Below are 19,156 nucleotides of genomic sequence, written 5' to 3'. Positions count from 1 at the left end.
AAAAATTAAGAATGAAACAAATCAGCAAAGATCAGAGGTAAATGAATTAGTTAAGATAATATTTTCCCCGGGAACATAACGCATCACTTCACCTGCGCGATAAGGGATTTGTCCGAAAAGGAGTTTTCCGTTCGCATCCCAATGCTCCCAACATCGTTGCGCAAAACTACGAATACTGATCGGTTCACCACTGCTGAGGTTAAACACTTGAACTGCAGCAGATGGCCAATTACTCAAGGTAGCACGATTTAGGAAAGTACGCGCAACATCCTCCACAGCTACGAAGTCGCGAATTTGTTCACCCTCAGTCATTGGAAAGTCTTCGCCAGCCAAGGCAGCTCGCCTTAATGAGGGCCAAAACCTTGATTCCGCTTCGCCTTCCCCATAAACATGGAAAACTCTCAATAACTCAAGACTCAATTTATTCTCTTTAGCCCATTGCAACAAAGCAATGGAAGCTGCTGCTTTTGAAGCGGCATAGCTATTGGTGGGCTCTAAGGGAGCATCCGTAGGAATGGCATCAAAGCGTTCACCACTACTTCCGTATTCAAAACAACTACCCGCTACCACAAATCGTCTGATGCCAGCCAAACGTGCTTGCTCAAACAGAGACAAAACAGCAGTGAGATTCCAATGCAAACAATTCGCGAGGTTGTCGTAAGGAACATTTCCTGTATGTGTCGCCAAATGCACCAGTACTTTGCAACCATGTAAATCCTGAAATGTAACCTCATCGAGTTGGCGTTCAAGCCAATCAGGAGGTGACAGCAGAGGAATGCGTGATTTGCTTTGTGGGCTTCGTCTCAAAGCTGTAACGCTGTGGCCAGCGGAAAGAGCATGATTAAGAAAGTGCGATCCAATAAATCCAGTCCCACCCGTGAGAGCAATCTTCATCTCAGCTCCTGAATTTTTGGATGGCGCCCATCCCGATCAGAAATCACAGGGTGCTCGATGGGCCAATCAAAAGCAATCGAGTCCCAACGGACGCCTCGATCCAGAGAAGGACAATGCACTGTTGTTGTTGAATAAAGCATCCAACTGTCATCTTCAAGCGTTAAAAAGCCATGGGCATAGCCCTTGCCGATCATCAGCGCCGTATGACTGGCTTCAGAGAGTTCTACGGCTATCGGATGATTGAAATGTGCACTTTCAGGGCGAACGTCGACCACCACATCGAGCACTTTTCCTTTAACACAGGTCACTAACTTGTCATGGGAAGCTTCTCCAACTTGAAAGTGCATACCTCGAAGCACATCGGCCTTGGAGCGCGTAAGAAATGATTCTGCTGGAGTAAAGTCCATTCCATGGGCCAAAAGCGCGCTGGCATGGAACAGCTTGGTGAAATCACCACGATGATCGGGGAAATGGGGGCAATCCAGCACAAACACATTGGGCAGCGGCTCGCTGCAAACGCGGAGATCAGCCATCCTCTTGACCAGACACAAAAGCATTAATCACATCGATTTCTGCCTGCAACATCTCCTGGGTCAAACCTGGGTACGTCCCCAAAAACAAAGTGTTGTTCATGATCTGATCGGAATCCACCAGTTTCCCAACAACTCGCATCGCTTCAGGGCGATCCTGCTTCAGTTGAACAAACGCCGGCTGACGGACAAGGTTCCCGCCAAAAAGCATCCGATTACCAATCATGTTGCGGTCCAACTCCTGAGCAAGCTCAGTGCGCGTGAAGGAAGCCCCAGGCTTCACGGCGATCTTGAAACCGAACCAGCTGCAATCCGTGCGGCAACCTGTTTCATCCCAACTGAAACCCTGCTCGGAATCCCAGGCTTTGGCGTGAGTTGGGAGCGCAAATTCAAGTGAATTCTCCTGTGCAGAAAGGCCCTCTCTCAGAATTTCCCAGTTCTGCTTGCGAGCCTCGATGAACTCTGGCAGCCGTTTGAGTTGTACCCGTCCAATCGCAGCCTGTGGATCAAGGGGTTTGAGGTTGAATCCAAGATGGCTATAGGTGTATTTGTGGTCATACCCTTTAGGAAGTTCGCCTAATTGCCAATCAAAGCGCTTATTGCAGGTGTTATCGATGCCACTCGGGCACCAGCAGTCGCGTCCCCAATCACGAAAACTCTCAGCTATGACTTTCAGCTTCTGGTCACGAACAATATTCACAGCACCGCCCTCACCCATGGTGAGGTGATGGGGCGGATAGAAACTCTGGGTGCTGATATCACCCCAGGTTCCGGTCCAACGCACCACCCGATCAGGTCCATCGTCGAGGCCGGGACTATTTTCAGAGAAACCCAAACTCTCAGCTAACTGCTTGGGCATCGAGTAGCTGCAGCCCAGCGCATCGCAGTTGTCTTCCACCAACCAGAGGTTGTGCTTCTGGCAGAAGGCCAGGGTGGCCGCCAGATCAAAGGGATTGCCCAGAGCATGGGCCATCATCACGGCCTTGGTTTTGCCAGAGCGATAAGCCTCTTCAAGCTGTTCGCAACGGACATTGCCGGTGATCGGATCAGCGTCGATGAACACCGGCACCGCCCCCACCTGCACGATCGGCGCCACAGTGGTAGGGAAGCCCGCCGCCACCGTGATCACCTCATCGCCGAGCTTGATCCGGCGATCGTCCGGAAGCTTTGGGGATGTGAGGGCCGAGATGGCGATCAGGTTGGCGCTTGAGCCAGAGTTCACCAGCAGGCTGTGGCGCACGCCCAGAAAGGCCGCAAGCTCCTGCTGAAAGGCCTCTCCCTCCTTGCCCAGGGTGAGCCAAAAATCAAGGGTGCTCGCTACCGCAGCCTCCACTTCATCTTCCGTAAATACCCTTCCTGCATAAGGAATAGTGCTTCCTTCCTGCCAGGGCTGGCGATCATGATCCGCCGCCGGGCGGAAGGGGGCATGCACCTGGCGGGAATACTCGCGGGTGAGGCGCAGAATTTCCTGGCGCAGCGCTGCCGGGTCAGACATGGAGGCTGGAGAGGTGGTCATCAGTTAGTAGCAGCTTGATAAGCGGAGAGATCAGCAAGGCAACAATCCAGGGGGCTGGCGCCCTGATGCACGGCGCGATACCAACCCACAGTTCGCTCGATCGTTGTGGCGTAGTCCCAGCGGGGCTGCCAGCCGAGGCGGTGGTGAGCTTTATCGATCTGTAAGTGCAATAGGCCCGCTTCATGGGGCGCATCAGGATCGCTCTGATCGCCCCACTCCCCTGGCCAGTGGCTCAGGACTGTATCGATGAGCTCGCGCACCGGCCGGTTGCTCTCCAGCTGCGGGCCGAAGTTAAAGGCTTCGCAAGGGGGATAAGTTTCTGTAGCCAGGACCTCGGCCAGGCGCAGGTAACCGACGAGAGGCTCAAGCACATGCTGCCAGGGGCGGGTAGCAGCGGGGTTGCGCACGGCGATCGCCTCATCCTTGGCCAGGGCGCGCATGGCATCGGGCACGATGCGATCCGTTGCCCAGTCGCCGCCGCCGATCACATTGCCGGCGCGGGCTGTGGCAATGCGCAGATGGGGCGTCTGGTGGGGGGCCGTGCCGCAGAAGCTGGCGCGCCAGCTGGCGATAGCTAGCTCGGCAGCGGCCTTGCTGGCGCTGTAGGGATCATGGCCGCCTAGGCGATCGGATTCGCGGTATCCGTAGGCCCACTCTCGGTTTTCATACACCTTGTCGGTGGTGATCATCACCACCGCACATGGATGCTGCAGAGGTTTTAGAGCTTCCAGCAGATGGAGCGAACCCTGCAAATTCGTGGCCCAGGTGCCCAGGGGATCGGCATAGCTGCGGCGTACCAGGGGCTGGGCCGCCAGATGGAGCACCACCTCAGGCTGAGCCTGCTGCACCCAATCTTTCAAGGATTCGAGATGTGCCAGATCCGCCTGGCGATGCTGCCAACTGCTATCTGGGGGCTGCTCCCTAGTGAGCTGCTCAAACAGATTAAGCTCAGCCTCCGGTGCCAGGGCATAGCCCCACACCTCCGCACCCAGCTGCTGCAGCCACAGCAGGAGCCAACTGCCCTTGAAGCCGGTGTGGCCGGTGAGCAACACACGCCGGCCGCACCAAAAGGTTGAATTCAGCATCACCACAGCTTCCAGGGAGCCTCGCCCTTCGCCCAGAGCTCCTCCAGCAACTGCCGATCACGCAGCGTATCCATCGGCTGCCAGAAGCCATTGTGATGAAAAGCCGTGAGCTGGCCCTCCTGAGCTAGGCGCTTGAGCGGCTCCTGCTCCCATATCGTGGCGTCACCTTCGATACGATCAATCGCTTCCGGCTCAAGCACAAAAAAGCCCCCGTTCACCCAGCCGCCATCACCCTGGGGCTTCTCCTGAAACCCGCTCACCACATTGGCTTCAGCGAATTGCAAGGCCCCGTAACGACCTGGCGGCTGCACAGCCGTCACCGTGGCCAACCTGCCATGGTCCTTGTGGTGGGCGATAAGGGAGGTGATGTCCACGTCGGCCAAGCCATCGCCATAGGTGAAGCAAAAGGTTTCATCCCCCACGTAATCGCGCACACGCTTAAGCCGACCGCCCGTCATTGTGACTTCGCCCGTATCAACCAATGTGATTTCCCAAGGCTCCGCTTTTTTTTGATGTACCTCCATCGAGTTGAGTTTCATGTGAAAGGTCACATCGCTCATGTGCAGGAAGTAATTGGCGAAATACTCCTTGATCACATAGCCCTTGTAGCCGCAGCAGATCACAAACTCATTGATGCCATGAGCGCTATAGATCTTGAGAATATGCCAGAGAATTGGCTTGCCAACGATCTCCACCATCGGCTTGGGCTTGAGGTGCGTTTCCTCACTGATACGGGTGCCAAGGCCACCCGCCAGAATTACAGCTTTCATTCTTGGATTGCTTTAGGACAAAGAATCATGGAGACGTGAGCGGAGCTCGATCGCGGGCCAACTTTTGGAAAGCGGTGTTGCTAGACAACAGCTCTTGATAGGAGCCGATCCCTGCAATACGCCCTTGCTCCAACATAAAAATGCGGTCACAACATTGCACCGTGCTCAGCCGGTGGGCGATCAAAAGCACTGTGATCTGCTGATCCAAGCCTTCAATCGCTTCCATGACCTCCGCTTCTGTGCGGTTATCAAGGGCACTGGTGGCTTCATCGAGAACTAGTAGCTCGGCCTGCTTATACAACGCCCGGGCCAAACCAATCCTTTGCCGTTGGCCACCACTCAGCCGCACACCCCGTTCACCCACCACCGTGGAATAGCCCTCGGGGCTGCTTTCAATCAATTCGGCAATACGTGCCTGCACAGCAGCCCGTCGCACCCGTTGCTGGTCGATCTGCGCTTCCGGCACACCAAATGCGATGTTGGCGTCAAAACTTGAATCACTCAGATAGATGGACTGAGGCACATGGGCCACCCGCTGTTGCCAAGCCTGCTCTAGCCCCGGGCTAGCATGCAGATCTAATCCATGTACCAACAGTTGCCCTTCAGTTGGCTTCAACAAGCCAAGAATTAGATCACTGGTGGTGCTTTTGCCGCTGCCTGTGCTTCCCACAAAGGCGATCCGTTCACCTCTTTGAATGGCGAGATCGAGATGGCGCAACACCCAGGGACTTTCTGATCCATAGCGGAAGCTCAACTGCCGCAGCTCAATGAGTGATTCACCTGCATTGATTTTAGGCAAGGGAGTTGATTGAATCAACATCGGCGGCATCTCAACCTTTGTTGCCTGCAGAAAGGGGCGAAGCCTCTGCAGGGATGCTTGGTTCGCCAGAAGTCTGCTAAACGATGAAAAACATTGTTGCAACGGCTGAAGCAGCCGATACGCACCCAGTGACACCGTTCCCAACAATGGCAACTGTTTCTCGATCCCTTGGCCGCTGAGGGCCAAGCTGAGGGACAGCCCCACAATCAACACCACCACAAACCCTTCAATCAAGTAGCGGGGCACTTGGCCTTTGATGTTGATCGCAGCGGCTGCAAGCCTGTAACTGAGGTTGCGTGATTGGTAGGTGCTGATGAAAAACGGCTGGCTACGATCCAGCAGCACATCGCGGATGCCGCCCAGCCCTTCCTGCGCCACCTGAAGGCTGCTCTGATAGTTGCTGGTGAGCCGTTGGCCATCGGCCCGCAGTGCTCCGCGGGTGAAACGGAACACCACAAGGTAGAACCCCGCCAACAGTGCACTGAGCACCAACATCACACCCGGAGCCAGAGCTAACAGTGAGCCTCCGAGCAAGAGCACGATGGCCAGGTTCACCACTATGACAAGCAATGCCTGGATACTGCCACTCACCTGATCCACATCCTTAGTGAGGTTGCCGAGCACCTTGCTGCTGTTTTGCTTCTGATGCCAGGAGAAGGGCCGGCACAGCACCACCGAAAACACCTGCTCGCCCAGATCTGCAGCGATGAATGACGCCAGCCGTAGTTGCGCGCGAATTGTGAGCACCCGCAGCGTGGTGCTCAATATCACCACGATCGCAAAACCCAGCCCCAGGCTGAGCAACAGATGCTGCTCTGGCAGCGCATGCAGCGACGCCGCCAACGGACCGAGGGCTTGCAACCCCTCCTTGGGATTGGCCAGCAAGCGCAGGAAGGGGAGCAGCGCACCAATGTTGGCCACCTCACCCGCCGCCGCGGCCAAGCTGAGGATCTGCAACCCCAAGAGCTGCCGGCGGCGGCGAGGGCTTAAGGCAACCAACAGGGGCTTCAGTTTTTGAAGTTTTGCCTGAAAAGAACTCATCGAGGGATTATGTGATTTTTACTCATCAACAACTCAGATCTCAAAAATCAAACCTCTTTTGGCTTAGAGCTTAAACATTTCACCCCTCAAGGAGCTCGCTGAAATAAGCAATCGTTGGTTCAAGATGTTGTCTTAGCGCCACAGCAGGAGTCCATCCCAACGACAGCATCCACCTCACCTCCAAACGCATCTTTTATTTGTCATCCAATTTACTGTTTACCACTCAAACGTTACTTAGTTATTACCATACCAACTAGTCCAGCAATCTGTTCCACTAGTTAGTAATATTTGGATCTGCTCCCTTCCCCAGAATCAAAATCTAAAGTGGTTTCCTTTGATCATCCTTGGGTAGATCAATGGCATGAAGCTGGAGTTCTCCAACGCAAAAATACAGAAATTTTACAAATTATTCAAATATAGGACTCGCTTATTGCTAATCCCGTTCCCCGACAAGTTACCAGTTAATGACCACGGTCCAAGACGAAACTTAGGAAGAGAATAAAGGCTGAATGCAAAAGTATTTTCTGGATGCATTTATTTTTGGGTACAAATAAATTTGCTGACATTAAGCTAATTGCATCAAATTCATACCGTTATCTGAGTGATTCACACATATTGATCAAGGTAATCTTGGCAAAATTTTTTCGTTTGTTGGTTGGCTTTGGACTCCTAGAAAATTAAAAACATTTATCTAGGGAGACTCTGGGAAACCCAGGCGATCCACGCGACAATGGGCCTGTAATCGCAGGCCGGGACAGGGTTGATGGGTGGCAAGCAGCTCGGCTTCTCGGACTACAAGCTGACCACAGCCAAGAAGCAGACCAAGCGGGAGAAGTTTCTATCTGAGATGGAGTCGGTCGTGCCATGGCAGGCGCTGATTGCGTTGATCGAGCCCTACGACCCCAAGGCGAGCAAGAAAGGCGGCCGGCCTCCCTATCCGCTGGCGACGATGCTGCGGATCCACCTGCTGCAGCAGTGGTATTCGCTCAGTGACCCAGCCATGGAGGAGGCCCTGATCGAGGTGCCCACCATGCGCCGCTTTGCCGGCATCGAGCTGATCAGTGATCGGATCCCGGATGAGACCACGATCCTCAGCTTCCGCCATCTGCTCGAGAAGCATGGGCTGGGCGAGCAGATTTTTGACACCGTCAAAGCGCTCCTGGCCGATCGGGGCGTGACCATGCGTCAGGGCACGATCGTCGATGCCACCTTGATCGCAGCGCCCAGCTCCACCAAGAACAAAGAGGGGAAGCGTGATCCGGAGATGCACCAAACCAAAAAGGGCAACCAGTGGTACTTCGGCATGAAAGTCCATGCCGGCGTGGACAAGAACTCCGGCCTCATTCACTCAGTCGTGGTCACGCCAGCCAATGTGCACGACTTGACCCCAGCAGCTCAGCTACTGCATGGAGATGAGGAGGTGGTGTACGGCGATGCTGGCTACCAGGGCATCGCCAAGAGACCAGAGATGGCTGGCAAGACAGCGGAGTTCAGGGTGGCGATGCGACCCGGCAAGCGCAGGGCCTTACCGGACACACCAGAGGGAAGACTGGACGATCTGGTCGAGACGGCCAAGGCGCACATCCGCTCGAAAGGTGAGCACCCCTTCCGTGTGATCAAGCAGCAGTTCGGCTTTCAAAAGACCCGGCTGCGCGGCCTGGCCAAGAACCGCTGCAAGATCAACGTGCTGGCAGCACTGTCAAATCTGTTTCAGGCCCGACGGCAATTGCTCGCAGCAGCCTGACCATCGCGACAAACTTTATAATGGCTCATAACTCTATAAATTCAAATACTGGAAGCAAAAGCAGAAGATGAGAGAATATCAATGATTTACCATGGGTAAATTTACAATGCAATAACTAATTGCGCTTAACCTGGAAATAATTAAGCAGTACTATGAAAAACGAAGGAACTATCTTAGAGACTAAGTATCATAGCTAAAAACATCAAAATCTCTCAAATAATGTTTTAAAACGCTTTTTTTAACCTCCGAGGAAATTTGAGGCTTTGAAGAAGAGGGAATTTTTTTTCTTAGATGGTTACTGCTCACTATATCTGAAGGATGAAACACAGGCTTTATGCCTGTTTTAGCTTCAAAAACTGCAAGATCATCATAAAGAGACTCCATTTTTGCTACAAAAAGATTTGAAGGAATGACACCCTCTAAAGCCATTACAAAATCAGACTGACACCGCTTAAATGATCGTACATTGTGCCTCATTTCAGGGTTGATTTCGACAGGCCAAAATTCAGCAAATTCTTCAAAGTGAGTCTGTGACCAACGTCTAGCAGGGACCATATGGCAATATATACTTAACATTCTTGAATACGGATTTCGCACAGAGGTCAATAAACTTGTATTAACACCAGACGCTAATAAACTTGTATTATTATTTTTGCTTGAATAAGCACCGAGGCATTGAATTTCGGCTAAGGTCATGTGCTGACCAACCAGTGCGACATCTATCATTCCAGAGAGATTAGAAATGCATTTAGTAACATTCTCCCTATCCAGTCTGAGAATTAAGCGGGAAAGTTTACCTAGAAAAGTTCTGTTTCTTTGATTAGCTTCTTGGCCGGGAAAAGCAGAAAGCCCATAACGGTCCTCAATAAACTTACCGGCATTTTTGGGGATATGAATGAAGATTAATTTTTTTTGAATGCTTCTAGGCATAACAAAAATAGTTGATTGTGTAATAATATATTGAGGAAGACTAAGGCTAAATAATCATATCCGCAAAGTTTGGGCTTCCTCCCCTCTCAGTAGATCGCTGTAGGCAGCAGGCACTCCTTCCGCCAATGGGATTTTGGAGCTCCATCCCAACGCCTGCATCCGGCTCACCTCCAGCTGTTTCTTTGGTGTGCCATCCGGCTTGCTGCTATCCCATTCGATCGTTCCTTCAAAACCAACGACCGCTGCGATCTGTTCCGCTAAGTCCTTAATCGTTAGATCCACTCCCGTTCCCACATTCAAAAACGCCAGCGGTTTCCCTTGATCATCTCTGGGTGCCTCTTGATCAAGGGCGCTCCAGTTTTCCAGCACAAACAAGCAGGCCTTGCCCAGATCATCCACATGCATAAACTCCCTCAACGGTGATCCCGTTCCCCAACACGTGACCGTCTCTAATCCTGCTTCCTTGGCTTCATGGAAGCGGCGGATCAAGGCCGGCAGCACATGGCTATTTTCAGGGTGGTAGTTATCTCCAGGGCCATACAAATTCGTTGGCATCAAGCTGATTGCATCAAAGCCATATTGCTTTCTCAGCGATTCGCACAGCTTGATCCCGGTGATCTTGGCGATCGCATACCACTCATTGGTAGGTTCTAAGGCTCCCGTCAATAACGACTCCTCTTTGATCGGTTGCTCGGCAAACTTCGGGTAGATGCAACTGCTCCCAAGAAAGAGCAATCGCCGCACCCCCGCCTTCCAAGCGCCTTCAATCACATTCGTTTGAATTTTCAAATTCTCCAGCAAAAAATCTGCTGGATAGGTGTCGTTGGCAACAATTCCGCCCACCTTGGCTGCCGCCAGAACCACCACATCAGGCTTGTTTTCTCTATACCAACGCTCCACCGCTTCGGGATTGAGCAGATCCAGCTCCTGCCGATTTGGAATCAGCAAGGCTCCGCCTTTCGCTTCATCGCCGTAGCCCTTCGCCTGCAATGCCCTGCAAATGGCGCTGCCCGCCATCCCCCGCGCGCCGGCCACAAAAAAGCGATCATCAGCTTTGATCAACCCCCTCACGCCTTGCCTCCAGCGGCCTTGACCGCATCAGGATTCGTTGGTGGATTCTCTATCGATCCCACCACATTGAAACCTTTCAGCTTCAAATAAGCCTCCTTCTTGGCCTCCTCTTTGTCAGTCGCCACCATCTCCGCGACTAACTCCTCCAGCGTTGTCGTTGGCGTCCAGCCCAACTTCTCCTTGGCCTTCGCGGGATCACCCAGCAACGTCTCCACTTCTGCCGGGCGGAAATAGCGCGGATCAATTCTCACCACCACTTCCCCCGTGCTGCGTTTGCCGGTTTCCTCCAACCCCTTGCCTTCCCATTCGATCGCGCCCCAGCCCAGCTCCAATGCCGTTAATTCAATAAAGCGCCGCACGCTTTCCTGCCGCCCCGTGGCGATTACAAAATCCTCCGGTGGACCATCCTGCTGCAGCATCCGCCACTGCATCTCCACATAATCCCTGGCGTGGCCCCAATCCCGCAGCGAATCCAGATTGCCCATGTACAGGCAATCCTCTAAACCCGCATCAATCCGCGCCAACCCTCGCGTGATCTTGCGGGTCACAAACGTTTCACCGCGCCTCGGGCTCTCGTGGTTAAACAGCACCCCATTGCAGGCATACATCCCGTAGGCCTCGCGGTAATTCACCGTGATCCAGTACGCATACATCTTGGCCACCCCATAGGGGCTGCGTGGATAGAACGGAGTGCTTTCCTTCTGCGGCACCTCCTGCACAAGTCCATAGAGCTCACTGGTGCTGGCCTGATAGATCCGAGTTGTTTCCGTTAAACCCAATATCCGCACTGCTTCCAAAATTCGCAGCGTTCCTAAGGCATCACTGTTCGCGGTGTATTCAGGTGCTTCAAAGCTCACCGCCACATGGCTTTGGGCTCCAAGGTTATAAATCTCATCCGGCTGCACCTGCTGAATAATCCGGATCAAATTGCTGCTATCTGTTAAATCCCCGTAGTGCAGCACCAGCCGCGGATTATCTTCGTGGGGATCCTGATACAGATGGTCAATTCTGGTCGTATTGAAGCTGCTGGCCCGGCGCTTGATCCCATGCACTTCATAGCCCTTCTCCAGCAGCAGCTCCGCCAGGTAACTGCCGTCCTGGCCGGTGATCCCGGTGATCAGGGCAGTTTTGGATGGGGGAATAGAGGAGGGCATTGTGATTTCAGAACGTCGTGCAGGCACAACAGGTCTGCCTGCGGTCACAGCGGACGGGAGCGGAGCTCAACAGTCTCAGGTGTGACCGATGAATCATGCCACTGAATTGCTGCAACTCTGTATCAACTTTGACTGCATGCGCGTTTCGAATCATCCCCGCAGCCGCCTATGCAGTCAAAAAAAAGGGGGGGGGCGAACACCATCAGCATTGGCACGCCAGCGTTACGAAATCGATACGCTAACGTGCCTCCATCTTCCAGGGGTCAATTACTTCTCCAGCTAGCAATTCAATGCGGGTGTTCGAAACTCCCAGGTGCAATAGCGGCCAGTGTTGTATCGGCCGTTCGCAGTTGATGGAGGAGGAGAGTTGAACCGTGGGTCGCAGGAGCTCCTGGCTTCGGGAGCAGTTGCTGAAGGCGGAGCAAAACCACCTCACGGCTTCGTGCTCCATCACTTCTTAACCCTTGCCGGTGGCCCGCAGCTGCTGCAAGGGAAAACGGAACCGGCTTTCGATTAAGGCCTAACAAACAGTTGCTTCGTCATGTGGAGCATCTGCATTGGCTTCCATGGCAGACGTAGATGTGCGCTGGCTACAGCGTCTAGAGAACTACGAACGGGCCTTGGCCACGCTCCAACGAGCGCTCACTCTTGCTGTCAATCGCCCACTGAGCGAGCTTGAACAACAAGGGTTAATTCAAGCGTTTGAATTAACCCACGAGCTCAGCTGGCTTCTACTCAAAGATTTTTTAGTGGATCAAGGCGTGAGTGGCATCAGTGGCTCCAGGGATGCAGTGCGGCAAGCCGTGGTCAGAGAGCTTCTGCCAGCCGGCACGGAAAGCACCTGGATGGCGATGATCCGCAGCCGCAACCTCACCAGCCACACCTACAACCCCGCGCTTGGAGAAGAGATCGCGCAACTCATTGCCAATCAATACGGCAAGGAACTGAAAAGCCTGCAGCAAGAATTACGCCGCCGGGCCGAACAAAGCCGATGATCCCAGGCATTCCACAAGCAGATAGCCAACGGTTACTGGAGCTGATCCGCAGCCGTTCTCATGTGCAGAAAATTGTCCTCTATGGCTCGCGGGCGTTGGGGCGTCAGCGAGCGGGATCAGACATCGATCTCTGCCTCGAGGCCCCGTCCATGGAACTCGGGGAATTGCTCGAACTCGGAGCGGCCCTCGACGACTTGCTCTTGCCATGGCAAATCGATCTCCAGCTAAGGCACCTCATTGCCCATGAGGGGCTAGTGGCCCACATCGAGCGAGCCGGCCAATTGCTCTGGGAACGGTCTTCGAACGAAAGGAACCCTCAGCCAACCCTTTGATCAACCCTCCCAGAGCCGGCGGCAAGGGAAGGCCGCAAGTTGTGAAAAGGCTGCAACGCCGACAACTTGCCCTGATGGTGCTTGATGCTGAGCTCCCAGACAGACGCTGAACTGACAACGATCGGCATTTCTGCATCGGAGAGAAGGGCCAGCACCCCCTCAGGTAGTCGCTGCGGATCGAACCACCACCACAGCAGCACGTGACTGTCGAGCAGGCAACCCCGCTAGTCGTCATGGCTGAGAAGGAGATTGGGGCAAGGAGCTACCGACCCAGCTCGCCAGTTCCCCGGGAGAAAGCGGCTCGAGGAGGGCTTCGGGATGCGACAAGGGGCCAAGAGCACTCAACCGGCCTGGGATGCGCTGCGCCGGAGCCGGCTCTAAGGGCATCAAACGCGCCCAGGGCCGTCCCGCTTTGGCAAGCAGAATCTTCTCGCCAGTGTGGGCATCATCCCCTCGATTGGTCATCCACAAACAGAAGCTAAGGATCTGACTTTCATCGCTGTAGAGCGTTAGTGCTTCCCCTCTAAGGGCCTGAACGATGAAATTTCTCACCACCCGGCCGTCATCAGGAAGCATGCTCGGACCACTCGTGCGGAGCTCAAGCTGTGAGATCGCGAAGAATTTTCTTGGCCAGAATTTCGTTGATCTCACGGTGCCGCGGCACCGGTTGGGTGCGCCCAGTTTGAGGCTGATGAAAGATGTCATGACGCCCCCCGTGACGGAGGAGAACGCAACCGGCTTTCTCCAGCTGCTTAATCAGATCAGTTCGTTTCAAGCCACAACAAGCTCGCCGATTTTACGAATGCCGGGAATATCATCTTTGGCAAATTCATGATAGAGGTCCAGAAGCTGCGCCTTGAGATCTTCAAGATCATCACCCTGCGTCCAATGATCGGGGTATGCGTTCAGATATCCCAAAAAGCGACCATCTGATTCACGCCAGTAAGTGAAGGTTGCACCAACGGGCTGATGCGTGCCGTGACTCTCGACAGGGTTCATCGTTTTTCTTGCGTCGATCAACGCGTTCGATCATTGAGTCACCGTAGCCAGCCCAGATCAAAGCCGCACCAGCTGCTGGGCCAGGTCCTCGCGGAACAGCGCCACAGTGCTCGCCAGACCTTCTGCAAGGGAAATCCGAGCCCGCCAACCGAGGGCGGCCAGGCGGGTGACGTCCAGCTGTTTCTTCGGGGTGCCATCGGGTTTGCTGCTATCCCAGTCGATCGCGCCTTGGTAGCCCGTGGCGATGGCCACCGCCTCCGCCAGCTCGCGGATGCTCAGATCCACACCCGTACCCACATTCAGATAGGTGAGCTCGCCCGGGGCTGGGCTCCAGTGCTCCAGGGCAAACACGCAGGCCTCGCCGAGGTCGTCCACATGCAGGAATTCGCGCAGCGGTGAACCGGTGCCCCAGCAGGTCACGCTGGGAGCCTTGGCTTCTGCCGCCTCGTGGAAGCGGCGGATCAGTGCCGGCAGCACATGGCTATTGGTGGGGTGGTAATTATCGCCAGGCCCATAGAGATTGGTGGGCATGAGGCTGATCGCATCAAAGCCGTGCTGGATGCGCAGCGCCTCGCACAGCTTGATGCCGGCGATCTTGGCGATCGCATACCACTCGTTCGTGGGCTCAAGCGCTCCAGTGAGCAGCGATTCCTCGCGGATCGGTTGCTCGGCGAATTTCGGGTAGATGCAGCTGCTGCCCAGGAACAACAGCCGCCGCACACCCGAGCGCCAGGCCGTTTCGATCACATGGGTCTGGATCTTGAGGTTCTCCAGCAGAAAGTCCGCCGGGTAGCTGCTGTTGGCCTGGATACCGCCAACTTTTGCGGCGGCGAGCACCACCACCGTGGGTTGATGTTTGGCAAACCAGGCTTCAACGGCGGGGCCATCGAGCAGGTCGAGCTCAGAGCGGCTGGCGGTGAGCAGCTGGTGGTAGCCGGCGCGCTCGAGGGCGCGGCAGATGGCGCTGCCAGCCATACCGCGATGGCCGGCCACGAAGATGCGGTCGGCGGGGGTGATCAGTGAGCTCACGCCGCGCCTCCAGCAGCCTTGATCGCGTCAGGATTTGTCGGCGGATTCTCCATTGAGCCCACCACCTGGAAACCCTTGCGTTTGAGGTAGGCCTCTTTCTTTGCCTCCTCTCGATCTGCGGCAACCATTTCAGCCACCAGTTCTTCCAGGGTGGTGGTGGGCGTCCAGCCCAGCTTTTCTTTAGCTCTGGTGGGATCACCCAGCAGCGTTTCCACTTCAGCTGGACGGAAGTAGCGCGGGTCGATGCGCACCACCACGGCGCCGGTGTCGGCGCGGAGGCCGGTTTCCTGCAGGCCCTCGCCTTGCCAATGAATGCCGCCCCAGCCCAGCTCAGAGGCAGACAACTCAATGAAGCGGCGAACCGATTCCTGGCGGCCGGTGGCGATCACGAAGTCTTCCGGTTGCTCCTGCTGGAGCATGCGCCACTGCATCTCCACATAGTCGCGGGCGTGACCCCAATCCCGCAGCGAATCGAGGTTGCCCATGAACAGGCACTGCTCCAGCCCCGCATCGATCCGCGCCAATCCACGCGTGATCTTGCGCGTCACAAACGTTTCGCCGCGTCTGGGGCTCTCATGGTTGAACAGCACCCCGTTGCAGGCATACATGCCATAGGCCTCGCGGTAGTTCACCGTGATCCAGTAGGCGTAGAGCTTCGCCACGCCGTAGGGACTGCGCGGGTAGAAGGGGGTGGACTCCTTCTGGGGCACCTCCTGCACCAAGCCGTAGAGCTCACTGGTGCTGGCCTGGTAGATACGGGTTTTTGCTGTGAGCCCAAGCATCCGCACGGCTTCGAGAATGCGGAGAGTTCCGAGGGCGTCGGAATTCGCGGTGTATTCCGGCGCTTCGAAGCTCACGGCAACATGGCTCTGGGCGCCAAGGTTATAGATCTCATCCGGCTGCACCTGCTGGATGATCCGGATCAGGTTGGTGCTGTCGGTGAGGTCGCCGTAGTGCAGCACCAGACGGGGATCACTCTCGTGGGGATCTTGGTAGAGGTGATCGATCCGGGTGGTGTTGAAGCTGCTGGCTCGGCGTTTGATGCCGTGCACCACGTAACCCTTCTCCAGCAGGAGTTCCGCAAGGTAGCTGCCGTCCTGGCCGGTGATGCCGGTGATCAGGGCGGTTTTGGTGGTGGTGTTGGAGCTTGCGGTCATCGATACAGAAGCAAAAACAGGCAGACATACCAGTCCTGCCTGCAGCCAGCTCAGGACGGGAGCAGCGGCTCAACCGTCTCAGAACTGATGGGAGTGTGCCATGAACTAGAGGCCCTTGGATAGTGGCAAAGGTCTCCAAAGGTCGTCCGTCTTGTCATACCCATGGAGACATTCATGCGCTGGTGTCGAGATCGGCGCGTTGCTCAACGCTCATCGCGCTCGTGGCGGATCAGATCAGCCGAGCTGGATCCAAGCAACGGCAGCCGTCGACTTTGCTGCTGTCCCATTCGATCGCGCCTTGGTAGCCCGTGGCGGTGGCCACATTCAGATCAGTGAGCTCACCCGGGGCCACGACAAGGCGGTCGGCGGGGGTGATCAGGGGGGCATGGCGGTACGATTGCTCACTCAACGGGAGCAGCACAACCAAGGGAGGCAGCTGCCTTGGCCAATCGTTGATCCGCTGTGATTAGAAGAGCGGCATGCTTGAGGGCCAAAGCAAGGAAACTGGCGTCGTACACACTCACAGAAAGAGCCATTGCCTGCTCAAGCGCTGCAACAGCGAGTTCGCTAGCGCTGGTCGGCCGAAGTGGCAGTTGCAGCAGATCCGTCATCAGATCACGGCACTCATCCATGCTGAGCAACTGGCGCTGCACCTGTTTCAACAGCACCGAAGCGCACTCAAGCAGGCAGAGATCAGGAATCAACAACAATGCATCGCCACTGCACCCCCGCTGCATGGCGAGCTCCAAGGAGGGAGGACATGGCCCATCGGCCAGATAAAACCTCAGCAGAGCAGAGGTATCGAGCACAAAAGCGTCGGGTTGGGTCTGCGCTGATGCCTTCTGCGTTGAGGTCGTCATCGCTTCAGCGGCTGCGGTCGGCCTGAATGTCCGCCGCTAGGTCAGGAAAATGGCGCCCTGCCAGTCTTGAACGCCATTGCCGGGCTCTCTCCACCCCACCCACCTGGGCGTAGCGCACTTCCCGTTCAATCAGGAGCCTCACCTGCTCCTGCATGCTGCGGTGGTTGTTGGTGGCGAGTTGCCGCAGGGCCTCATAGGTCTGATCCGACAACCCACGTAAGCTGAGTGATGGCATCTTGCTTCGCCAAAAATGATCTCATTATGCTATCTCCTCCACCTGCATGCCCTGCCCCAATCGGGCCTGGCAGCAGAAGGGTCGGGGGCCAGGGTGCGGGTCGTGCGGGAAACCATGGCGCCAAGGGAGCTCTGCCCTGACGAGGGCATCGAAACACTCCACTCTGGCCTGATCAACTCTCCACAACGATCCAACCCGGCAGAAAGGAACACGGAGCCGGCAGAAAAGCGATCTCCTTGAGCTCCGTCATAGTGAGCAGGTTGCCCCCAGTACGCCGCCAGGACCTCAGAAATCAGCGATAGACCTCGCGGCGGTGGCCAATCCGCACCACCAGGATCACCAGCTCGCTGCGCTGCCACTCGTACACAACGCGATAGCTGCCAACCCGTAGCGGCCTCACACCTTCTTGTCAGCTGACCAACCTGCTGAGACTGAACAGCTAGAGCTTTCGCTGCTGAGCGCTTAATCCGTAGCGAGAAACGCATCTCGCACCTCAGACCAATCGAGCACCGGATCCGCGGGATCTTTCAGAGCTGCGACGCCAAACCGAAGGTCTTCGATGTCGTCGAGGTAAAACTCGATCGCCTGGCGGATGATGTCAGCCCGGCAACGGCTGAGCTGAGCCGCTGCTGCATCGAGCTCAGCCCCAAGCTCGTCAGGCAGTCGTGCGGTGACCTGAACCATGGAGCTCCTGACGAAGTCAGCAAGAAGTCAATAACATCAGCCTAACCAGGCTTGTGCGCTGCAGCGACGACAGCTGGATTGCTCCATCCAGTGACGCATCAGCTCAACATCAGCTCCCATTAGGGCATCCAAGCTGCGTACCACACGCAGAAACAGCAGACCCAGCTGGCCCTCCTTACTGCTCGGCTCCAGCCCGCTGCGCTCAAGGCTGGTGCGATGCCTCCCCACAATGTCGCCCAGCGCGTCTTTCGAAAACCCCAGCTCTGCAGCGGCCTTCAGGCAGGCATCGGCCACGAGCCGGGCATCGGATGGGGGCGCCTCAAGCGAGCTCGCAGAAAGCACAGCCACAGCAGCATCGAAGCAGATGCTCAGATTTAAGAGATATTCGAGCAAATGCCCTGCAGCTGGGGGCTGGATTACTTGGGCTCGGCAGGAGGCCAAGCCCGTCATCCTCTGGAGCTGATCAACCCCAAAGCAGCACACCCAGTTGCGAGCGGGTGGCGTTGCAGGGAGCTTCAGGTGTTGGTGAGCAGCCAGGAGTGGAAGTCCACCCGGGCCAGATCAAGAAACAGTTAGTCGTTGGAGGCGCGCAGCCAGCTCAGACAGCCGCATCGACACCGCCTTCGGCAAGGTGAGTTTCTGCGGGTGGATTAAAAGCGCGCCACTTGAAAGCCCATGCTGGCGGCAGCGTTGGCCATCACCCTATCGGCCGTGGCCAGAACAGACACACCCAGATCGGCAGCCACTGTGAGATGAAGCGCATCGAGGGTGCGCAGTGGATGATCTGGATAACGCGCGATCAAGTTTGTTGCTTCGGCAAATCGTGCATCACCCACCGGGACCTGCAGCAACCAGCCACGATCGATGTCGCTGAGGAGGGCCGCGAATAGCAACGACTCCAGCTCAACCGAAAGATCGCCCATGCGGCGCCGGCGGCTCAGCAACGAGCGCATCTCCATCACGGTGAGGCTGCTGATCACAGCCGACCCGAGTCTCTGCAGAAAATCAACAAACGACTCAGACCCAACTTCGTTCATGTACCACTTCGCCAGCGCGCTGGTATCGAGATAGGCGCGTTGCTCAACGCCCATCGCGCTCGTCGCGGATCAGATCAGCCGAGCTGGATCCAAGCAGCGGCATCCGCTGGCGCAGCTCGGCATGGTCGGGACGCCGGCGTTGCGGAACCATCGGCAGCACCCGGGCGATCGGCTCTCCTCGCCGGCTGATCAGCAACTCACCCTCTGCAGCAACCAGCTCCGCTAGCTGACCGAGGCTGGCTCGCATCTCTCGGATGTTGAGCTCCTTCACGA

General features: G+C 55.8%; 24 protein-coding genes and 1 pseudogene. 3 read left to right on the top strand and 22 right to left on the bottom strand.

The features are described from left to right. Positions 1–21: 21 nt before the first annotated feature. From SynBMKMC1_RS01390 to SynBMKMC1_RS01365, 6 genes are read right to left on the bottom strand one after another with little or no spacing between them, the layout of a single operon-like run. Positions 22–894, bottom strand: coding sequence for an NAD(P)-dependent oxidoreductase (locus SynBMKMC1_RS01390; RefSeq protein WP_186472459.1), 873 nt, complete (start codon positions 892–894; stop codon positions 22–24). Next, positions 891–1,427 (bottom strand): dTDP-4-dehydrorhamnose 3,5-epimerase family protein, encoded by a 537-nt coding sequence (locus SynBMKMC1_RS01385; RefSeq protein ID WP_186472458.1) that lies wholly within the window; start codon positions 1,425–1,427, stop codon positions 891–893. Before SynBMKMC1_RS01385 ends, SynBMKMC1_RS01390 begins: the two co-directional genes overlap by 4 nt. Continuing rightward, on the bottom strand, positions 1,420–2,940 hold the full coding sequence (rfbH, locus tag SynBMKMC1_RS01380) for a lipopolysaccharide biosynthesis protein RfbH (protein WP_255486251.1): 1,521 nt from the start codon (positions 2,938–2,940) through the stop codon (positions 1,420–1,422). Before rfbH ends, SynBMKMC1_RS01385 begins: the two co-directional genes overlap by 8 nt. Next, positions 2,940–4,025 carry a CDP-glucose 4,6-dehydratase gene (gene rfbG / locus SynBMKMC1_RS01375; protein WP_186472456.1) on the bottom strand — a complete coding sequence of 362 codons (1,086 nt, stop codon included), beginning with the start codon at positions 4,023–4,025 and terminating at the stop codon, positions 2,940–2,942. The genes rfbH and rfbG overlap by 1 nt, the downstream gene beginning before the upstream one ends. Beyond that, entirely contained in the window at positions 4,025–4,795 is a 771-nt protein-coding gene (rfbF, locus tag SynBMKMC1_RS01370; RefSeq protein WP_186472455.1) for a glucose-1-phosphate cytidylyltransferase, read from the bottom strand. Before rfbF ends, rfbG begins: the two co-directional genes overlap by 1 nt. Before the next feature lie 25 nt (positions 4,796–4,820). Continuing rightward, entirely contained in the window at positions 4,821–6,656 is a 1,836-nt protein-coding gene (locus SynBMKMC1_RS01365; RefSeq protein ID WP_186472454.1) for an ABC transporter ATP-binding protein, read from the bottom strand. A 763-nt stretch (positions 6,657–7,419) separates the two neighbouring features. On the opposite strand from SynBMKMC1_RS01365, the gene SynBMKMC1_RS01360 reads away from it, so the two are divergent. Continuing rightward, positions 7,420–8,400: an IS5 family transposase gene (locus SynBMKMC1_RS01360; protein ID WP_186472453.1), complete on the top strand. Its 981-nt coding sequence runs from the start codon at positions 7,420–7,422 to the stop codon at positions 8,398–8,400. 180 nt (positions 8,401–8,580) lie between these two features. Here SynBMKMC1_RS01360 and SynBMKMC1_RS01355 read toward each other — a convergent pair whose 3' ends face one another. The 3 genes from SynBMKMC1_RS01355 to gmd (SynBMKMC1_RS01345) are packed head-to-tail and all read right to left on the bottom strand — an operon-like array spanning position 8,581 to position 11,555. After that, positions 8,581–9,330, bottom strand: coding sequence for a sulfotransferase family 2 domain-containing protein (locus SynBMKMC1_RS01355; RefSeq protein WP_186472452.1), 750 nt, complete (start codon positions 9,328–9,330; stop codon positions 8,581–8,583). A gap of 54 nt (positions 9,331–9,384) precedes the next feature. Continuing rightward, complete coding sequence (locus SynBMKMC1_RS01350; RefSeq protein WP_186472451.1) at positions 9,385–10,401, bottom strand: GDP-L-fucose synthase; 1,017 nt, start codon at positions 10,399–10,401, stop codon at positions 9,385–9,387. Next, positions 10,398–11,555 (bottom strand): GDP-mannose 4,6-dehydratase, encoded by a 1,158-nt coding sequence (gmd, locus tag SynBMKMC1_RS01345; RefSeq protein WP_186472450.1) that lies wholly within the window; start codon positions 11,553–11,555, stop codon positions 10,398–10,400. Before gmd (SynBMKMC1_RS01345) ends, SynBMKMC1_RS01350 begins: the two co-directional genes overlap by 4 nt. A gap of 566 nt (positions 11,556–12,121) precedes the next feature. Between gmd (SynBMKMC1_RS01345) and SynBMKMC1_RS01340 the strand changes: the two genes are divergently transcribed. Next, positions 12,122–12,550, top strand: a complete 429-nt coding sequence (locus SynBMKMC1_RS01340; protein WP_186472449.1) for a nucleotidyltransferase substrate binding protein — start codon at positions 12,122–12,124, stop codon at positions 12,548–12,550. Beyond that, positions 12,547–12,882 carry a nucleotidyltransferase domain-containing protein gene (locus SynBMKMC1_RS01335; protein ID WP_186472448.1) on the top strand — a complete coding sequence of 112 codons (336 nt, stop codon included), beginning with the start codon at positions 12,547–12,549 and terminating at the stop codon, positions 12,880–12,882. The genes SynBMKMC1_RS01340 and SynBMKMC1_RS01335 overlap by 4 nt, the downstream gene beginning before the upstream one ends. Positions 12,883–13,353: 471 nt before the next feature. Here SynBMKMC1_RS01335 and SynBMKMC1_RS01325 read toward each other — a convergent pair. The 13 genes and pseudogenes from SynBMKMC1_RS01325 to SynBMKMC1_RS01265 form a co-directional block, all read right to left on the bottom strand. Further along, positions 13,354–13,473: pseudogene (locus SynBMKMC1_RS01325) on the bottom strand (SDR family NAD-dependent epimerase/dehydratase); the annotation flags it as partial. Positions 13,474–13,480: 7 nt separating this feature from the next. Further along, positions 13,481–13,657: a type II toxin-antitoxin system HicA family toxin gene (locus SynBMKMC1_RS01320; protein WP_186472447.1), complete on the bottom strand. Its 177-nt coding sequence runs from the start codon at positions 13,655–13,657 to the stop codon at positions 13,481–13,483. Next, a complete protein-coding gene (locus SynBMKMC1_RS01315) occupies positions 13,654–13,902 on the bottom strand; it encodes a type II toxin-antitoxin system HicB family antitoxin (protein ID WP_255486250.1) in 249 nt (82 codons plus the stop codon). Before SynBMKMC1_RS01315 ends, SynBMKMC1_RS01320 begins: the two co-directional genes overlap by 4 nt. Before the next feature lie 36 nt (positions 13,903–13,938). After that, positions 13,939–14,910 (bottom strand): GDP-L-fucose synthase, encoded by a 972-nt coding sequence (locus tag SynBMKMC1_RS01310; protein WP_186472446.1) that lies wholly within the window; start codon positions 14,908–14,910, stop codon positions 13,939–13,941. Then, a complete protein-coding gene (gene gmd, locus SynBMKMC1_RS01305) occupies positions 14,907–16,067 on the bottom strand; it encodes a GDP-mannose 4,6-dehydratase (protein WP_186472445.1) in 1,161 nt (386 codons plus the stop codon). Before gmd (SynBMKMC1_RS01305) ends, SynBMKMC1_RS01310 begins: the two co-directional genes overlap by 4 nt. Before the next feature lie 229 nt (positions 16,068–16,296). Further along, positions 16,297–16,494, bottom strand: coding sequence for a hypothetical protein (locus SynBMKMC1_RS01300; protein ID WP_222930372.1), 198 nt, complete (start codon positions 16,492–16,494; stop codon positions 16,297–16,299). Beyond that, entirely contained in the window at positions 16,469–16,927 is a 459-nt protein-coding gene (locus SynBMKMC1_RS01295; RefSeq protein ID WP_186472443.1) for a type II toxin-antitoxin system VapC family toxin, read from the bottom strand. The genes SynBMKMC1_RS01300 and SynBMKMC1_RS01295 overlap by 26 nt, the downstream gene beginning before the upstream one ends. 4 nt (positions 16,928–16,931) lie before the next feature. After that, a complete protein-coding gene (locus SynBMKMC1_RS01290; RefSeq protein ID WP_185190568.1) occupies positions 16,932–17,162 on the bottom strand; it encodes a hypothetical protein in 231 nt (76 codons plus the stop codon). Positions 17,163–17,454: 292 nt separating this feature from the next. Then, positions 17,455–17,562 carry a type II toxin-antitoxin system RelE/ParE family toxin gene (locus SynBMKMC1_RS01285; RefSeq protein ID WP_186472442.1) on the bottom strand — a complete coding sequence of 36 codons (108 nt, stop codon included), beginning with the start codon at positions 17,560–17,562 and terminating at the stop codon, positions 17,455–17,457. Between the two features lie 62 nt (positions 17,563–17,624). Then, positions 17,625–17,846 (bottom strand): ribbon-helix-helix protein, CopG family, encoded by a 222-nt coding sequence (locus SynBMKMC1_RS01280; protein WP_186472441.1) that lies wholly within the window; start codon positions 17,844–17,846, stop codon positions 17,625–17,627. A gap of 36 nt (positions 17,847–17,882) precedes the next feature. Continuing rightward, complete coding sequence (locus tag SynBMKMC1_RS01275; RefSeq protein WP_186472440.1) at positions 17,883–18,296, bottom strand: hypothetical protein; 414 nt, start codon at positions 18,294–18,296, stop codon at positions 17,883–17,885. A 200-nt stretch (positions 18,297–18,496) separates the two neighbouring features. After that, positions 18,497–18,937 carry a type II toxin-antitoxin system VapC family toxin gene (locus SynBMKMC1_RS01270; protein WP_186472439.1) on the bottom strand — a complete coding sequence of 147 codons (441 nt, stop codon included), beginning with the start codon at positions 18,935–18,937 and terminating at the stop codon, positions 18,497–18,499. After that, complete coding sequence (locus SynBMKMC1_RS01265; RefSeq protein WP_186472438.1) at positions 18,927–19,154, bottom strand: type II toxin-antitoxin system Phd/YefM family antitoxin; 228 nt, start codon at positions 19,152–19,154, stop codon at positions 18,927–18,929. The genes SynBMKMC1_RS01270 and SynBMKMC1_RS01265 overlap by 11 nt, the downstream gene beginning before the upstream one ends. Positions 19,155–19,156: the final 2 nt, after the last annotated feature.

The sequence above is a fragment of the Synechococcus sp. BMK-MC-1 genome (genome assembly GCF_014279955.1).
In the GTDB taxonomy this organism is placed as follows: domain Bacteria; phylum Cyanobacteriota; class Cyanobacteriia; order PCC-6307; family Cyanobiaceae; genus Synechococcus_C.
This window is presented reverse-complemented; position numbering and strand designations above follow the sequence as displayed.

Bases quoted from the DNA above. Each gene is read 5' to 3' on its own strand.
- gmd (WP_186472450.1), bottom strand. From the start codon at position 11,555: ATGCCCTCCTCTATTCCCCCATCCAAAACTGCCCTGATCACCGGGATC.
- rfbH (WP_255486251.1), bottom strand. From the start codon at position 2,940: ATGACCACCTCTCCAGCCTCCATGTCTGACCCGGCAGCGCTGCGCCAG.
- rfbG (WP_186472456.1), bottom strand. From the start codon at position 4,025: ATGCTGAATTCAACCTTTTGGTGCGGCCGGCGTGTGTTGCTCACCGGC.
- SynBMKMC1_RS01270 (WP_186472439.1), bottom strand. From the start codon at position 18,937: ATGGGCGTTGAGCAACGCGCCTATCTCGATACCAGCGCGCTGGCGAAG.
- SynBMKMC1_RS01290 (WP_185190568.1), bottom strand. From the start codon at position 17,162: ATGCCATCACTCAGCTTACGTGGGTTGTCGGATCAGACCTATGAGGCC.
- SynBMKMC1_RS01360 (WP_186472453.1), top strand. From the start codon at position 7,420: ATGGGTGGCAAGCAGCTCGGCTTCTCGGACTACAAGCTGACCACAGCC.
- SynBMKMC1_RS01295 (WP_186472443.1), bottom strand. From the start codon at position 16,927: ATGACGACCTCAACGCAGAAGGCATCAGCGCAGACCCAACCCGACGCT.
- SynBMKMC1_RS01275 (WP_186472440.1), bottom strand. From the start codon at position 18,296: ATGACGGGCTTGGCCTCCTGCCGAGCCCAAGTAATCCAGCCCCCAGCT.
- SynBMKMC1_RS01365 (WP_186472454.1), bottom strand. From the start codon at position 6,656: ATGAGTTCTTTTCAGGCAAAACTTCAAAAACTGAAGCCCCTGTTGGTT.
- SynBMKMC1_RS01335 (WP_186472448.1), top strand. From the start codon at position 12,547: ATGATCCCAGGCATTCCACAAGCAGATAGCCAACGGTTACTGGAGCTG.
- SynBMKMC1_RS01385 (WP_186472458.1), bottom strand. From the start codon at position 1,427: ATGGCTGATCTCCGCGTTTGCAGCGAGCCGCTGCCCAATGTGTTTGTG.
- gmd (WP_186472445.1), bottom strand. From the start codon at position 16,067: ATGACCGCAAGCTCCAACACCACCACCAAAACCGCCCTGATCACCGGC.
- SynBMKMC1_RS01340 (WP_186472449.1), top strand. From the start codon at position 12,122: ATGGCAGACGTAGATGTGCGCTGGCTACAGCGTCTAGAGAACTACGAA.
- SynBMKMC1_RS01280 (WP_186472441.1), bottom strand. From the start codon at position 17,846: ATGGTTCAGGTCACCGCACGACTGCCTGACGAGCTTGGGGCTGAGCTC.
- SynBMKMC1_RS01355 (WP_186472452.1), bottom strand. From the start codon at position 9,330: ATGCCTAGAAGCATTCAAAAAAAATTAATCTTCATTCATATCCCCAAA.
- SynBMKMC1_RS01390 (WP_186472459.1), bottom strand. From the start codon at position 894: ATGAAGATTGCTCTCACGGGTGGGACTGGATTTATTGGATCGCACTTT.
- rfbF (WP_186472455.1), bottom strand. From the start codon at position 4,795: ATGAAAGCTGTAATTCTGGCGGGTGGCCTTGGCACCCGTATCAGTGAG.